The 15,260-nt window shown below is 73.6% G+C and carries 12 protein-coding genes and 2 pseudogenes; 6 read left to right on the forward strand and 8 right to left on the reverse strand.

Annotated elements, in window-relative coordinates; genetic code table 11:
• The 4 genes from AOK23_RS37510 to AOK23_RS37525 all read right to left on the reverse strand — a co-directional run.
• Positions 1-1,334: CAP domain-containing protein (locus AOK23_RS37510; RefSeq protein WP_055716950.1), on the reverse strand; the 1,334-nt coding region annotated here is incomplete at its 3' end.
• A gap of 40 nt (positions 1,335-1,374) precedes the next feature.
• A complete protein-coding gene (locus AOK23_RS37515) occupies positions 1,375-1,692 on the reverse strand; it encodes a YkvA family protein (RefSeq protein ID WP_055716951.1) in 318 nt (105 codons plus the stop codon).
• Positions 1,693-1,782: 90 nt separating this feature from the next.
• On the reverse strand, positions 1,783-2,166 hold the full coding sequence (locus AOK23_RS37520; RefSeq protein ID WP_055716952.1) for a hypothetical protein: 384 nt from the start codon (positions 2,164-2,166) through the stop codon (positions 1,783-1,785).
• Between the two features lie 267 nt (positions 2,167-2,433).
• Complete coding sequence (locus tag AOK23_RS37525; RefSeq protein WP_055522164.1) at positions 2,434-3,357, reverse strand: MurR/RpiR family transcriptional regulator; 924 nt, start codon at positions 3,355-3,357, stop codon at positions 2,434-2,436.
• Between the two features lie 309 nt (positions 3,358-3,666).
• Here AOK23_RS37525 and AOK23_RS37530 point away from each other — a divergent pair, with 309 nt between their 5' ends.
• Together AOK23_RS37530 and AOK23_RS37535 are read left to right on the forward strand one after the other, a co-directional pair.
• Entirely contained in the window at positions 3,667-4,050 is a 384-nt protein-coding gene (locus AOK23_RS37530; protein WP_055716953.1) for a hypothetical protein, read from the forward strand.
• Positions 4,050-4,883: a DUF1206 domain-containing protein gene (locus AOK23_RS37535; protein WP_055716954.1), complete on the forward strand. Its 834-nt coding sequence runs from the start codon at positions 4,050-4,052 to the stop codon at positions 4,881-4,883. The genes AOK23_RS37530 and AOK23_RS37535 overlap by 1 nt, the downstream gene beginning before the upstream one ends.
• Positions 4,884-4,890: 7 nt before the next feature.
• Here AOK23_RS37535 and AOK23_RS37540 read toward each other — a convergent pair whose 3' ends face one another.
• A complete protein-coding gene (locus AOK23_RS37540) occupies positions 4,891-6,630 on the reverse strand; it encodes a cholesterol oxidase substrate-binding domain-containing protein (RefSeq protein ID WP_055716958.1) in 1,740 nt (579 codons plus the stop codon).
• Positions 6,631-6,791: 161 nt separating this feature from the next.
• Between AOK23_RS37540 and AOK23_RS37545 the strand changes: the two genes are divergently transcribed.
• Together AOK23_RS37545 and AOK23_RS37550 are read left to right on the forward strand one after the other, a co-directional pair.
• Positions 6,792-7,292: a DUF6328 family protein gene (locus AOK23_RS37545; RefSeq protein ID WP_055716955.1), complete on the forward strand. Its 501-nt coding sequence runs from the start codon at positions 6,792-6,794 to the stop codon at positions 7,290-7,292.
• Between the two features lie 65 nt (positions 7,293-7,357).
• Positions 7,358-10,561, forward strand: coding sequence for an amidohydrolase family protein (locus tag AOK23_RS37550; protein WP_055716956.1), 3,204 nt, complete (start codon positions 7,358-7,360; stop codon positions 10,559-10,561).
• An 85-nt stretch (positions 10,562-10,646) separates the two neighbouring features.
• Here the strand turns inward: AOK23_RS37550 and AOK23_RS37555 are convergent.
• Both AOK23_RS37555 and AOK23_RS37560 read right to left on the reverse strand, forming a co-directional pair.
• Positions 10,647-11,860 (reverse strand): annotated as a pseudogene (locus AOK23_RS37555) (4-hydroxybenzoate 3-monooxygenase); the annotation flags it as partial.
• An 84-nt stretch (positions 11,861-11,944) separates the two neighbouring features.
• Complete coding sequence (locus AOK23_RS37560) at positions 11,945-12,919, reverse strand: pyridoxal-phosphate dependent enzyme (RefSeq protein WP_055716959.1); 975 nt, start codon at positions 12,917-12,919, stop codon at positions 11,945-11,947.
• Between the two features lie 145 nt (positions 12,920-13,064).
• On the opposite strand from AOK23_RS37560, the pseudogene AOK23_RS46130 reads away from it, so the two are divergent.
• Positions 13,065-13,338 (forward strand): annotated as a pseudogene (locus AOK23_RS46130) (DUF4291 family protein); the annotation flags it as partial.
• Positions 13,339-13,384: 46 nt separating this feature from the next.
• Here the strand turns inward: AOK23_RS46130 and AOK23_RS37565 are convergent.
• Positions 13,385-14,524 carry a DUF418 domain-containing protein gene (locus tag AOK23_RS37565; RefSeq protein ID WP_055716957.1) on the reverse strand — a complete coding sequence of 380 codons (1,140 nt, stop codon included), beginning with the start codon at positions 14,522-14,524 and terminating at the stop codon, positions 13,385-13,387.
• Positions 14,525-14,841: 317 nt separating this feature from the next.
• Between AOK23_RS37565 and AOK23_RS37570 the strand changes: the two genes are divergently transcribed.
• Positions 14,842-15,260 (forward strand): response regulator (locus AOK23_RS37570; RefSeq protein WP_169800374.1); only part of this gene is annotated, 419 nt, incomplete at its 3' end.

A 15,260-nucleotide genomic window follows, 5' to 3' on the forward strand; every position in this document is an offset into this window, starting at 1 on the left:
TTCAGGATGTTCGCGCGGTGGCCCGGGCTGTTCATCCAGCCCTCCACCACCTCGGCGGCGGAACGCTGCCCGCACGCGATGTTCTCCCCGATCGTCCGCCGGGTGGATCCGGCCGCCGCCGCGCGGTGCCAGGGTTCGCCGCCGTCGGGGGAGGTGTGCGCGTAGAACGCCCGCGCCACCATGTCGTCGCAGTGCGCCTGGGCCGCGACGGTGAGCAGCGGGTCGAAGGCCAGCGGGCGCAGCCCGGCTGCGGTCCGCCGGGCGTTGGTGAGGGCGATGACCTCGTCCGCCGTCCGCCGCAGTCCCTCGGTGGAGAAGGGCCGGGCCCACAGCGCGGTCCAGTAGACGGTGCCCGTGCGCGGGTCGGTCGCCTGCCCGAGCCCGGCCTCGCTGCACGCGGGCTCGCAGAGGGTGCGCCGGGCCTGCGGGTCGGACAGGCAGTAGTCCACGAACTCGGCCGGGGTGCGGGGACCGGACACCAGGTGCTCGCCGACGGTCAGATAGCGGTAGCCCCCGGCGGTGACCCGCTGATGGACGGAGAGCCCGTCCGCGCCCTCCGAGTCGAGCCGCCCCTGCGCTGCCATCGCGGCGGCATGCGCCCCGGCCGCCGACGTGAGGTACGGACTGAGCGAGACGGCGGGGGAGCCGGCGGCGGCCCGGGCGGAGTTCACCAGCCCGAGGAAGCCGTCGGGGGAGGCCGCCCGCGGGGCCGTGGGCGCGGTGCGGGCCGGTGCGGACGGGGCGCGCCCAGGCGGGGGAGCCGGACGGGGCGCGGCGCCGCGCCCGCCGGTGGCCACCGTGCCACGTCCGCCAGCGGCCATCGCTCCAGGTCCGCCGCCGGGCGCGGTGGTCGCGTCCTCCACGACGTCCACCCCGAAGTCCCTCGCCACGCCCGCGAGTCCGTCCGCGTACCCCTGCCCCAGGGCCCGCAGCTTCCAGCCCGGCCCCCGGCGGTACAGCTCCGCCAGCAGCAGGACCGTCTCCCGCCGGGGGCGCGGCGGGGTGAAGCGGGCGAGGGCGCGGCCGTCGGCGCCGGTGACGAACAGGGTCGGGGCGGGGAGGCCGCCGAGGGGTGTGCCCGGTTCGGCCGGGCTGATCACGACGGTGAGGCGGGTCGCTCCGGCGCGCAGCCGGGGCGGATCCACCGTGAGGGTCCCGCCGGCGAGGCGGGCGCCCGGCGCCGCCGGCTGGTTGTAGAAGACGAAGTCGGCGTCACCGCCGACCCTGCCCGTGTCGTCGGTGACGAGGGCGGAGACGTCGAAGGGGCCGGGCACCCTGATCGTCAGGGTGCCGTGCGGCAGGGGCACATTGCCCCCGGGTACCAGCTCGCTCATCGGGGCCGTCCGTCGCAGTGACCGTCAGCCCGACAACGTCTCACCCCCGCAGGGCGGTTCCCGTGCCGTCACCGCGCTCGGCGGCCAGGGCGTCCTGCTGTCCGGAGCGCATCGACTTCAGCGCCAGCAGCAGGACGCCGATGTCGTCGAGGTACACCGGGTCGGGCAGCACGTCCGTCGGGAGGACGAGATAGAGGACGGCACCCCAGAAGATCCACTTGGGGCCGGTGGGGAGCCCGGCCCGCTGGAGGTCGCGCCGGGTGCGCACCAGGCGCAGGAGCAGCCATACGGCCACGCCGAGGACGGCGGCCGCGGCCACCACGATCGCGACGATCACACCCCAGGTCCAGGAGTCCATCGGTCCCGCCCCTCGCTCGTCCGTACCTCTACCCGTACCTTCTCATCGTGTTCCCGGCACGGGCGTCGCCTATCGCGAACGTCGCACGTGTCAGTGTGAGGCGCGGGCGTGGTTGTGGTCCACGAGGGCCTGGCTGACCGCCCGGATGGAGCGGGCGATGTGGCTCAGCTGCATGACCTCGGCGGCGTACATCTTGATCGTGTGCTCGATGACCGACTCGGACATCCCGAGGCGGGGCAGTTCCGCGCGGGCGGTCTGCAGGGCCGTGCGGGCGACCCGGATCTCGTGCTGGACCTGGATCTGGGCGTGCCGGGCGAGCAGGACGGGGTGCCGCAGCATCGCCGGGTAGCTGCCGTAACGTGCCGGTACCAGCTCGCGCAACCACTTGGCCGCAGACCGCTCCCAGTCGTAGCTACCGGGTGTCTTGACCTGGCACGGCCAGTCCGTGCGGATCGGCGAGGAGGTGAGGGCCATGTTCAACGCTCCGGTCTTGCATCGACGCGAAAAGAAGTCCTGCGGGTGGAGTCTGGGCGGCCCCGGTCTAGGGGATGGCCGGGGCCGCTGCACCCGGGGCGCCGTGGCGGGTAGGAGCGGACGGTCCCGGGCGGACGGCGCGTCCCGGAGTCCACCGGGCCGCGATCCGGGAGCAGTATTTATATATACCGATGAGTTTGCAAGGGCATGAAAAAATTCATGCCGGAAAAGATCTGAATAATCCCGTGCTCTCAGGACGTACCGGACTCAGTCCCTGAGGAAGAACTGATGCTGCTCGGAGACCTGCTCGTACGCCTCCAGCCGGGCCTGGGTCCGTTCCGGGTCGGCGTCCGTCATGGCCTGCAAGAGCGCCGAGGACATCATCACCGGGGCGGCGTAGGAGTCGAACACCAGGCGTGAGCCGGTGCCGGTGGCGAAGACGGCGTCGGCCTCGTCCGCGAGCGGCCCGAGCCCCAGGTCGGTCACGAGGGCCACCTTCAGCCCGGCCGTGCGCGCGACCCGCAGCGCGGTGAGCGTCTCCTGCGCGTGCCGGGGCATGGAGAACGCCAGCAGCCAGGTGCCGCCCGCCTCACGGGACTGCAGCAGCGCGTCGTAGGCGACCGTGCCGCCCTTGGTCACGAGCCGGACGTCGGGGTGGATACGGCGGGCGGCGTAGGCGAAGTACTCGGCGAGGGCGCCGGAGATCCGCAGTCCGAGGACGGTCAGCGGGGTCGAGCGGGACAGGGCGCGCCCCACCTCGATCACCTGGTCCGGGTCCGCGAAGTCGCGCCGGAGGTTCTCCAGGTTCTCGATCTCGGCGTCCACGGCTGCCTGGAGTTCGTTGCTGCGGTCCGGCGCGGGGGTGCCCGGCGCGCTGCCGAGGGTGGCGAGCGCGATGGCCTGGAGCCGCTCCCGCAGCGCGGGATAGCCGCTGAAGCCGACGGCGGCGGCGAACCGGGTCACCGAGGGCTGGCTGACGCCGACGCGGTCCGCGAGGTCGGTGATCGACAGGAACGCGGCCTCGGTGATGTGCTCGATCAGGTACTGGGCGATGCGCCGCTGCCCGGGGGAGAGGCGGGGCCCGTCGAACAGCTCCCTGAGCCGGGCCGTGGGTGACGGCTCGGTCTCCTCGGCGGTCCGCCCGGACGTGATCGCTGATGCCTGCGCACGTGCCTGCTGCGGCGATGGCACCCGCGCGTCTCCTTCGTCTCCCACGACCACTCAACATAGCCCACGGTCAGCGCGGTCACGGGCGCGTCCCGGCACCCTTCCGGGCCGGACGCCGGGCGCGGGGCGGGACCGCTCGGCGCGGGGCGCGGCCGGTGCGGGGCGAGGCCGCCCCGCACGGGCCCGGTGCGCGAGCAAACCGCTCGGGGCAGGGCGGCCGGTGTGCGAGCGAACCACTCCGGCACCGCAGCCGCCGCGCGACCTGCGGGACCCCCGTTTCGGGCCCACCATGGGGGTACACGCACCCTGTCGTCCACACCAGGGAGAAGGCTCGTGACTCTGCCCCATCTGCCCGTGTCACAGGTCGAGGTCGTGCTCTGCGACTGCTCCGCACAGGACGCCGAGCGCGTCTTCGCGTGCCTGTGCGCCCATTTCGAGTCGGACCGGCGTCCCGAGGACCCGCCGCACGAGATCGCGAGCGGCCGACCCACCATGTGGACCGGCACCTACGACACGGCGGCCGTCCCCTCCGGCGCCGAGGAACCTTCCGCACGGCTGTCCGGCCCCGTCACCGTCGACGTGCAGGGCAGTCCGCCCGCCGTCCGGACGCTGCGGGCGGCCCTGGAGGAGAGCTACTCGGTGCGTCAGGTGGGTGTGGACGCCGGTGACCAGGAAGTGAGCCTGCAACTGCGGCTCGAAGGACGACAGGAGAGCTGATGACGGCAGTGGGGGTGGGCAGCGGGCGTGCGGCCCGCGGTTCTGTGACGGAGGGCGCGGCCCGGGCCGGGCTGACGGCGCGCGGCGTGATCTATCTGCTCGTCGGGGCGCTGGCCCTGCAGATCGCCTTCGGCGAGGGCGGCGGGCAGCAGGCGGACCGGCAGGGAGCGCTGGAGGAGATATCGGAGAAGCCGCTGGGGTCCGTCCTGCTGTGGGCCCTCGGTATCGGCGTGGTCGGCATGGCCCTGTGGCGGCTGTCGGAGGCGGTGTTCGGCGCGGCGGGCCCGGACGGCCGCAAGTGGACCAAGCGGCTGGCCTCGTCCGCCCGGTTCGTCTTCTACACCTTCGTCGCCTACTCGGTGCTGACCTTCGCGGCCGGCTCGGGCGGCGGGAGCGGCGGGGGAGGGGGCTCCAGCGACGAGCAGTCCAAGGACGTGACGGCCCGCGCCCTGGAACTCCCCGCCGGCCAGTGGCTGGTGGGCGCGGCCGGGATCGGTGTGATCGTCGCGGGGGTCTGGATCGCCGTACGGGCCCTGATGCGCTCGTACCACAAGCACCTGCGGCTCGGTGAGATGTCGCGCCGCACCCGCCGTGCCGTCGACGTCACCGGGGTGGGCGGCGGGCTCGCACGGGGCCTGGTCTTCGCCGCGGCGGGCGTCTTCGCCGTCCGCGCCGCCATCGACTACGAGCCGGACAAGGCCAAGGGCCTCGACGACACCCTGCGCTCCTTCGCCGACACACCCGCCGGCCCCGCGCTCCTCGCCTGTGTCGCGGCGGGCCTCGTCCTCTTCGGGCTTTTCTCGTTCGCGATGGCGCGCTGGCGCCGGGTCTGAGATTCGCTCACGCGAACAACCGGTCGAGGAAGGGGTTCCCGTACACCCGGTGCGGATCGAGCCGGTCGAAGACCTGCCGGGCCCCGTCCCAGCCAGGCCCCTCGCCGTCCTCGTACGAGGCCGGTACGACGGTGCTCAGCACCTCCTCGTCGCTCCAGGCCGCCTCGTCGGTGTACCCCCAGCCCTTCGACCACTCGACGCGGGTGAGGGCGTGGCCGCCGTCGTACGTCCTGAGCAGGAACCGCTCCAGTTCACGGAAGAACGCCTCGGCGTCCGGTGTCCCCGGCAGCGTCAGCACGTCCAGCCACACCGCCGTGTCCCACTCGGGCCGGTCGGCGCGCGGCCGCAGTGCCGACAGCAGCGGGGCCCGGGCGCCGGCCACCCCGACGTCCGCCGGGTCGTCGAGGCCGGTCACCCGGATCTCGACCGAGCCGTTCACGGGGAAGCCGCCGCGCGCCGCGTACGCGGCGAGCCGTTCCCGGTAGAAGGACGTGAACTCCGCGACCACACGCTGCACCTGGCTCCGCGAGGTCAGCACCGCGTACCCGTTCGCCGTCACCCGCAGGGTCGTCGGCCTGACGTAGAGCAGCGTGTTCTTCGACGGCCCCCACAGGTCCGCCGACGCCGTGGCCACCAACCCCGCCTCCGCCGCGGTCAGTTGCGCCTTGCCCAGCACCGGGGCCAGATACCAGGCGCCGTCCGACACCATCCGCCCGGCCAGGTCCGCGACGACCGTCGGCACGTTGTCCGAGAACGGGTAGTTGTACGGCGAGGTCACGCGTCGGGAGGTGAGCGGGCGGGTGGGCGCCACGCTCCACACCTTCAGCCAGGGGAACTCGGTGAACGGGAACCAGATCGCCTCCAGCCGCCCCGCCTCGTCCAGGAAGCTCTCGAAGGTGCGCCCTCCGCTGCCGGGCGCGGCGAACAGCTCCGCGGCGGGGATGTCGGTCCGGCTCCGGCACCGCAGTTTCGTGTCGGCCCCCACCCGCAGCACGAACTCCGTGACCAGCGCCCGCCCCACATGCGTGAGCAGCGCGGCGCCGTCCGCCTCGTCACGGGTGAAGGTCCGCAGCACGTACGCGTCGCTGTCGGCGTCCCACACGACCGCCGTCAGCTCCAGCACGAGATTGCTGAGCGAGCCGTAGGTGTGCCCAGGCAGCCGGGTCTCCCCGTCGGCGGGTACGGCCGTGCCGTGGGCGTCGACGGCGAGGGCGCCGCCGATCGAGAGGTCCCCGGGCGCCGGACAGGCCGTCACGCCGAGCCCATGGCCCTCCAGGAAGGTGAGCAGGCCCTCCAGGGTGGCGCCGGAACCCACCCGGACCGCCGCCGGGTCGGTGGATTCCAGTGACAGGGCGGTGAGGTGTCTCGTCGTGTCGACGAGCAGCGCGGGCGCGCCGGACCCGGTGCCCTCGGTGACGGTCAGCGGCGACCAGCCGTGGGAGAGGCCCCGCGGGCGGATTCTCCAGCCCTGTCGGCGGGCCCAGTCGACCACTGCCACCGCCTGGTCCCCGTCGGCGGGCGCACACGCCCACAGGCCGGACGCGGTGATCTCGCCGACCCAGTTGCGGTACGCGGAGCGGTACAGCTCCACCTCCTCGGGGAAGCCGGGCAGCTCGGCCGCCGCCGAGGCCGGGTCCTGGCGGACGAACTGCGGCGTCAGCGCGAAGGCGGCGGTGCCGAGGAGGAACCCGCGGCGGGACCACGGCGCGGGCCGCTCGGGCTCGGGTGGGACGGCGTCGGCCGGCATGTCGGTGGTCACGTGATCACGCTAGGCGGGAGGGGCGCACATATGACCGATCAGCTCAGTGGATTCACTCGTGCGAGTGAAGCGGTGGGTCTTCCCGCTTGTCGGTGTCGGACCGGGCGCCATCCAGGAAAGGGGGACACCGACCGATCCTGGAGGACGCCGTGCCCGGCACCGACAACGGATACGCCACTCCCGAGCGGGGCCGCGACGAGACGGCGGACGAGCGCGCCGACCGCCGCTGGGGCGAACTCATCCAGGAGGTCCGGGTCGCCCAGACCGGCGTGCAGATCCTCTTCGGTTTCCTGCTCACCGTCGTGTTCACCCCGCGCTACGCACAGCTGGAACAGACCGAGCAGACCATCTACATCGTGACGGTCGTCCTCGGCGCGGCCGCCACCGGCGCCCTCATCGGCCCCGTCTCCTTCCATCGGATCGTCGCCGGCCGCCGCATCAAACCGGCCGCCGTGCTGTGGGCGGCCCGGCTGACCGTGATCGGCCTGATCCTGCTGCTCGCCACGATGACCGCCGCACTGCTGCTGATCCTGCGCGTGGCCACCGACGACGGCTATGTGCCCTGGCTGGTGGCGTGTGTGCTCGTCTGGTACCTGCTGTGCTGGTTCGCGCTGCCGGCCTGGATCCGCCGCCGTCATTCCGGCGGGTGACATCCGTGACTGGCGCGAATGGTGGTGTTGCCGCTGGGGCGCGTGGTGCGCCAGCGTGACGTCTCATGGACCCTGACCACAGCAGCTCCACCCCGTCCCTGACCCGCCGTCAACTCCTCGCCGCGGGAGGCGCCGCAGCGGTCCTCGGCGCCGCCGCCACGACGACCCCGGCCGACGCCCGTGACCGCGGCGCGGCCGCCGCCACCGCCCTCACCTTCACCCGGGCCACCAACGGCTCGGCCACTCTCGCACCCGGCGGCGACACCCTGATCGCCGAGGTCCAGAGCGGGCTGTGGTCCCTGCCCCGAGGCGGCGGCAAGGCGGTCCCCCTCACCCCGGCGGGACTGGAACCCAACCGGCCCACGTACTCCCCGGACGGCTCCCTCGTCGCGTTCTGCGCCTACCGGGACGGCGGCTTCCACCTGTGGACCATGCGCCCCGACGGCTCCGGCCTGCGGCAGCGCACCGACGGCCCCTGGGACGACCGGGGCCCGGCCTGGTCGCCCGACGGCACCCGCATCGCCTTCGGCTCCGAACGCGGCGGCGACCCCGTCACGGGCAGCCCGTACCGGATCCACGTCCTGGACCTGGCCACCGGGGACATCACCCGCGTCACCGGTCTCCCCGGCCAGGACGGCCCGCTCCAGGACGGCGCGTGGGAGGACTTCGACCCCACCTGGTCACCCGACGGCACCCGCCTGCTGTTCGTCCGGGCCAGGGTCGTCACCTCCGCCGCGGGCACCGGCGTCGAGTCCCGGACCGTCGCCGCCGTGACCGCCGACGGCACCGGCCCGGTCACCGTCGAGCACACCGAGACCGAGGCCGCGCAGGTCATGACGCCCGCCCTCGCTCCCGACGGCCGCCGCCTCGCCTACCTGCGCACCACCGCCTCACCCAACGGCTCGTGCACCCTCGTCGTCGACGGCGAGCCGGTCCGCGTCGGCGGCGACCTCGCTCCCGTGCCGCCGCGCTGGACACCCGACGGGGCCCTGCTGATCACCCTGGACGGACAGTTCACCCTGCTGCGCCCCGACCACCCCGACGAGCCCGACACCATCCCCTTCGAGGGCGTCCTCCCCGTCGACCGGCCGCGCTACCGCGTCAAGGAGTACGACCTCGGGGAGGCCCGGGTCCGGCCCGTGCGCGGCATCCACCTGCCCGCCCTGTCGCCCGACGGGCGGAGCGTCGCGTTCGCCGCCCTCAACGCGCTCTGGCTGGCCGGCACCTCGGGCGGACGTCCCCCGAAGCGGCTGCGGACGTCCCCGCCGACCCGCTACCTCCTCGCGCCCTCCTGGTCCCGTGACGGGCGCTCCCTCGTCTACGCCGACGACCGCGACGGCCTGCTCGGTGTGTACCGGCACGACCTCGCCACCGGCGAGGAGACCGCCCTCGCGACCGGCGGCCGTGTCATGCCCGCCCTCTCACCCGACGGACGTCGGCTGGCCTGCCTCGACCTGACCGGGCGCCTCGTCGTCCGCGACCTCGCGAGCGGCGAGGAACGCGTCCTGGCCACCCCCCTCGGCGGTGGCGGGCTGCCCGGCAGGCCGTCCTGGTCGCCCGACGGCAGGTACCTCGCCCTGTGCGACCGCAACCGTCTCGGCGCCCGCTTCCGGGAGGGCTACAACCTCATCCGCGTCGTCGACACCACGACCGGCGCCGACCGGCTGCACGCCGTCGCCCCGCACACCTCCATCGCCGACCGCTACGACTCCGGGCCCGTCTGGTCGCCCGACGGCCGCTGGATGGCCGTGATCGTCGAGTCGGCGCTGTGCCTGCTGCCCGTCGCCGCCGACGGCACCCCGCGCGGCGAACTCCGCACCCTCACCACCGAACCCGCCGACCATCCCACCTGGTCCGGCGACTCCAGGACCCTCCTGCACCTGTCCGGCACCCGGCTCCGCCTCCTCGACATCGCCGACGGCCGCACCCGCACCGTCCACGTGCCCCTCGACCGCTCCCGGACCACTCCCGCCGACACCGTCGTCCACGCCGGGCGGCTCTGGGACGGCACCGGCGACACCGTCCGGGAGGACGTCGACATCGTCGTCCGCGGCGGTCGCGTCACCGCCGTGGAACCCCACCGGGCCGGCCGCCGGGCCACACTCCGCCGGGTCGACGCCTCCACGCACACCGTGCTCCCCGGCCTGTGGGACACCCACACCCACCCCTGGCACAGTACCTACGGCGGCCGCCAGGCCGCCGGGCAGCTCACCTACGGCGTCACCACCGCCGTCTCCCTCGGCGGCTTCGCCTACGAACAGGTCCGCATCCGCGAGGAGGTCGCCGCCGGTCGGCTCGCCGGGCCCCGGCTGCTCACCACCGGGGAACTCCTCGACGGCGCGCGCGTCGCGTACAGCATGGGACGCGCCCACCGGACCAAGGCGGGCCTGAGGCGCTCGCTGGAGCGGGGCGCCGCGCTCGACTGGGACTTCGTCAAGACCTACGTCCGGGCGCCCGGCTGGGTGATGAGCGAGGCGGCGCGCTTCGCCCACGAACGGCTCGGCGTGCGCACCGGAAGCCATCTGCTGTCCCCAGGCGTCCAGCTCGGCCAGGACCTCACCACCCATCTCCAGGCCACCCAGCGCGCCGAGTTCGGGCACGCCATCACCACCACCGGGCGCGCCCACCAGGACGTGGAGGAGGTCTACAGCGCCCACGGCGTCGGCTTCTCCCTCATCGCCACGCCCTTCACCGCCGCCCCGCTCCTCGGCGCGGACCCCGCCCTCGCCGACGACCCGCGGGTCACCGTCGTGATGCCCCCGTGGGACGCCCTCTCCGTACGGCAGTCCGCGGGCACCCCGCCGACGCCCGCCCAACTGGCCGCGCTGCGCACCGAGACCGACGTGTACCGGCGGATACTCGCAGCCGGCGGCCTGGTGGCCCTCGGCACGGACCAGCCGCTCGGCCCCGTCGGTCTCTTCCTCCACCTCGCGCTGCGCGCCCTGCACGCCGGAGGCCTCAGCCCCGCCGAGACCCTGCGCACGGCGACCGTCATGCCGGCCCGGCTGTTCGGTCTCGACGACCACCTCGGCACCGTCGAACCGGGCAGGCTCGCCGATCTGACCGTCGTCGACGGCGACCCCTTCACCGACTTCGACAGCCTCGTGCGGACGGTGGCGGTCCTCCGCGGCGGCACCCACTACACCACCGAGGACCTGGTGGCCGCGTACCGGCCGACCGCACGCCGGGCGAGGGCCGCCGAGAGCGAGGAGCACTGGCTGGAGGTGGGCCGGCTGATGCGCAGGGACGGGTGCTGCGACGCCCACTGAGCGAGCGCGGTGACGGACCCCCTCGGCCGACCGTCGGCCGAGGGGCCGAGGGGCCGAGGGGCCGGGGGCCCTCCGCGTAGTGGTCGGTGTCCTTGCCGATGAACAGTTCGGCGAACGTCGACGCGGCGGCGGGGGAGTGCAGCAGGCGCCGAAGTCTGGCCTTCGCCGCCCCCGCCCGGAAGGGGTCACCGGACGACGGGCCGTGCAGCAGCTCCGCCAGCCACTGCGAGAACTCCTGGTAATGCCACACCCGCCGCAGACAGGCCGCCGAGTATCCGCGCAGCCCGCTGTCGTCGCCCCGGCCCAGACACGCCACGAAGGCGTCCGCGAGCAGCAGGGCGTCGTGCAGCGCCAGGTTCATGCCCTTCGCGGCGATCGGCGCGACCAGGTGGGCGGCGTCGCCCGCCAGGTACAGCCGCCCGTACGCCATCGGCTCGGTGACGTAGTTGTGCATGTCGAGGACCCGCTTCTCGACCAGGGGCCCCTCCGTGAGCGGCTCGGCGCCGGTCACCGCCAACCGGGTGTGCAGCTCGGACCAGACCCGTTCGTCCGGCCACTTCGCCGGGTCGTCGCCGGCCGGGACCTCCAGGTAGTAGCGGGTGACCTCCGGACTGCGCGCCATGTGCCCGGCGAAGCCCCGCGGATGGACACCGAGGATCACACAGTCCGACGACGGCGGAGCCTCGGCGAGCAGCGCCAGCCAGCCGACGCCGTGGTCATGGCGGGCACGGTCGCCCGCCCGGCCGGCAGCGCGGTCCGGGTGACCCCGCGCGCGCCGTCGCAGCCCGCGACGAAATCGCAGCGCACCAGCCGCCGTTCACCCGTCGCGCCGTCCGTGTACGACACCGAGGGGCGCTCGCCGTCGATGTCGTGCAGCTCCACCTCGCGCACGCCGAAGCGGATGTCGCCACCCCGGACGTCCGCGTACTCCCGCACCAGATCCGTCACCAGCAGCGGCTGCGGATACACGTAGTGGTGGTGCCCGGTGATCTCCGTGTACGGGAAGCGCCGCCGCTCGCCGTCGAAGCGGAACTCGAACTCGGTGTGCACGGGCGCCCGTTCCACGAGCCGGTCGGCCAGCCCACGCCGCTCCAGCGCGCGCACCGCCCACTCCTCCAGGAACCCGGCACGCGGCCGCCGCTCGATGAACTCCCGGCTCTCGGCCTCCAGCACCACGCAGTCCACGTCCGCGGCCCGCAGGACGCTCCCGACGGTGAGCCCGGCGGGCCCCGCTCCGACGATGACGACGGCGGTGCGCTCGACCGCGGGGGAGACCGGTGACGGGGTGGGGGTGGTCATCCGGGCATTATGCCGGGCGCCCGCACGGACGCCGTCAACTGCCCTGGCAGAAAAGCCCGTTGACGTACGCGGCGACGGTCGGCGTCACAACCCGAAGCGCCGTGTCCACTCCGTGATGTCCGCCGGGGTCGTGTTGCCACCGCACACCACCAGGCCGAGCCGGGCCCCCTCACCGACCCGTTCCACGACCTGCCGGGCGGCGGGCAGCAGACAGCCGGCGGCGGGTTCCGCCCACACCTTGGCGTGCTCGGCCAGGTCGAGGACACCGCGGACCGCCTCCGCGTCCGGCACCACCAGGACGTCCTCGACGAGCGCGGACACATGGTCGTAGGTGAGACGGGAGGCGGAGGGCGCGCTGAGCGTGGTGACGATCGAGGACAGGTCGACGGTGACGGGGTCGCCCGCCGCCAGGGCCTCGCTCATACAGGTGGCGCCCTCGGTCTCCACGCCCCAGACACGCACCTCCGGCCGCAGCGCCTTGAACGCGGCGGCGACGCCGGAGATCAGACCGCCGCCGCCGATGCTGACGAGCACGTCCGTCACCTCCCCGGCGTCCCCCGCGGCTCCGGCGTCCTCGGCGAACTCCAGGCCGACGGTGCCCTGACCGGCGATCACCACCTCGTCGTCGAACGGGTGGACGAGGGTGAGGCCCTCGGCCCGCAACCGCTCCGTGAGCGCGAACGCCTCCGCCATGCCGTCGGTGAGCCGCAGCGCCGCGCCGGACGCCTCGACGAGGTCCGTGGACCGCTGGGGCGCGGTCCGGGACATCACCACGGTCGCCTTGATGTGCAGGGCCGCCGCCATGTGGGCCAGGGCGATGCCGTGGTTGCCGCCGCTCACCGCGACCACGCCGGCGGCCCGCTCCGCCTCGGTCAGCGACAGCAGCTTCGCGGTGGCGCCGCGGGCCTTGAAGGAGCCGGTGCGCTGCAACAGCTCCAGCTTGGCGGTCACCGGCACGCCGAGGAACGTGCTGAGCCCCGGGCCCCGTACCGTCGGTGTCCGCACGACGTGATCCGCGATCCGCTCGGCCGCCGCCCGGATCTCGGAGATCCCGATCAACTCACCCACCCCGCTCCACGAAGCCGTCGCCGACGCCGACCGGGCCGACGTACTGCCTCGACCTTGATCCACGATGGCGGCCGAGGTCAAGCGCCGTCGGGCGGCCGGGCCGTGCGCCGACAGCGGATCAGCAGGGTGGGGCACGGCGGGCCGCTTCGTCACGCCGGTTCTCGTTCCACAGGGTGACGTGGATCAAGCCGTCGTTCCTGTGGCTCATCCATCGCAGCAACTGGGCCCGCAGACCCGGTCAGGAGCGCGTGCTCGCTGTGCGGATGACCCGCCAGGGCTGGGAGGACGCCCTGTCCCGGGCCGTGCTCACGACCGCGGATCCGACAGCCGTGGCCCGGGCGGCCGTGCATGTCCAGTGGGACCCGGAACGCTCGCTGCGCGGAGCCGCACTGAACCACTACAGCATCCGGCGAACCTCCTGTCGCCGGGACGTGGAGGCGTCCCCCCCGGCCGGGGTCATCGGATGTGTTTCGCCGGTTTGGTGGCGGCGTTGAGCAAGTACTCCAGGGGGCCTCGTCGGAAGAAGCGGGACCAGACGGCGGCGAACACGATCGCTCCCAGGACGTACATGATCAGTGGCGTCCACGACCCCCGGGTGCCTGTGTCGGGGGCCGGGGGCAGTACGGACTGTGCGACGAAGTGGCCGACGTAGGCGGTCAGGGACATGGTGCCCACAGCGATGACGGGTGTGGCCAGGCGGCGCAGTCGCGGCAGGTGGTCCATGGCCACGGTCGCGCCGACGACGACGAGGATCGCGACTCCGATGCTGCCGAGGATGTCGAATGTGGTGCCGCTGTGCGGTCCGGCGGTCAGGAGCAGTGAGGCCTGCGTGTCGGGGAAGGATCCGCCGTCGGGGGGCATCGATCCGGAGCTGCCCGAGGAGGACCCGCCTTCGGCGAGGCTGTTCAGCGCGGTCCTGCCGGCCAGCAGCAGGGACGTGCCGTAGGCGGTGACGGTGAGGGCGGCACCGAACACGGCCAGGCGCCGCTGGACCGGGGCGGAGGACAGGTCGAAGCGGGCCAGTGCCATGCCGGCGACCACGAACGACATCCAGGTGATCGTGGGGTAGAAGCCGGTGAGCAGCAGATCGAGCACGCCGACGCCGCTGAGGCGGTGGAGCGGGTCGTAGGTGTTGATGCTCTGCTGGACCGACTGGCTCAGCAGCGCGTTCAGGGCGAACGCCACCTGTGGGGTGACGAGGGCGAGCGCGGCCGCGGTGATCGCGAGAGCCTTGGCCGACAGGCGTACCAGGGGCAGGGCGAGGAGGAAGTAGACACCGTAGAAGCCGAGGATGATCACGCCCCCGTACTCCATGGCCATGGCGGTGCCCAGGGCCAGCAGGATCACGGCGCGGATCGCGATGCGGGCCTTCGCCTGCCGGCCGGCCAGGCCGGTCCTGGGCCGGCGGCGGCCGGCAAGCAGCATCAGTGAGAACCCGGCGAGGGTGGCGAAGAGGACCGAGGAGTGGCCGTCCGCCATGTACCGGATCCAGCTGGCCGGGCCGTGCGTGGCCGACAGCGGGGGCCCGATGTGCACGACGTACATGCCGAACACCGCCAGTGCACGGGCCAGGTCCACCCCGACGAGGCGTCCCATCGAAGGGACGTCCGAGGCCGGTACGGGGGACTCGGGGGACCCAGGGGGCTCGGCGGAGGGCCGGTGCTGTGGAGGTGCGTCCTCCCGAGGAACCGGCGTCTCCTGTGGTGGCTGTGTTCGTGTCATACGGGAGACCCTCGCGGGGCGCCCGGGGCGCGGACCATCCGGCAGGTTTCGGGATCGCCCCTGCCGACCGGTGGGTGCTCCCCCGCCGTGTGGCTGGAGCTGCGGTCCGAGGTGCTGCGGGGCGTCATCGGGGCTTTAGGGTCGGGTCGGCAGGTGTCGGGTGGTGGGGACGAAGGTGAGGCGGAGGGCGCGTGATCCGGGTTGTGGTGGTGGACGACGAGGCTCTGGTGCGGTCGGGGTTCGGGTTGATCCTGGGCGCGTCGGCGGACATCGAGGTCGTCGCGACCGCGAGTGGCGGTGAGGCGGTCGAGACGGTCCGCCGGGTGCGGCCGGACGTGGTGCTGCTGGACATCCGGATGCCGGACGTCGACGGGCTCACCGTGCTGCGCGAGCTGCGGACGGCGCCGGACGCGCCGGTGGTGGCGATGCTGACGACGTTCGACGCGGACGAGTACATCCTGACCGCGCTGCACTCCGGCGCGGCCGGTTTCCTGCTGAAGGACACCGAGCCGGAGCAGCTCGCCCACCTGGTGCGGACCCTGGCCGCGGGTGGTGTGGTGCTCTCCCCGAAGGCGTCACGGACTTTGCTGCACAGCCATCCCGGCGCCGG

This window comes from Streptomyces torulosus (genome assembly GCF_001419765.1).
Classification (GTDB): Bacteria; Actinomycetota; Actinomycetes; order Streptomycetales; family Streptomycetaceae; genus Streptomyces; species Streptomyces torulosus.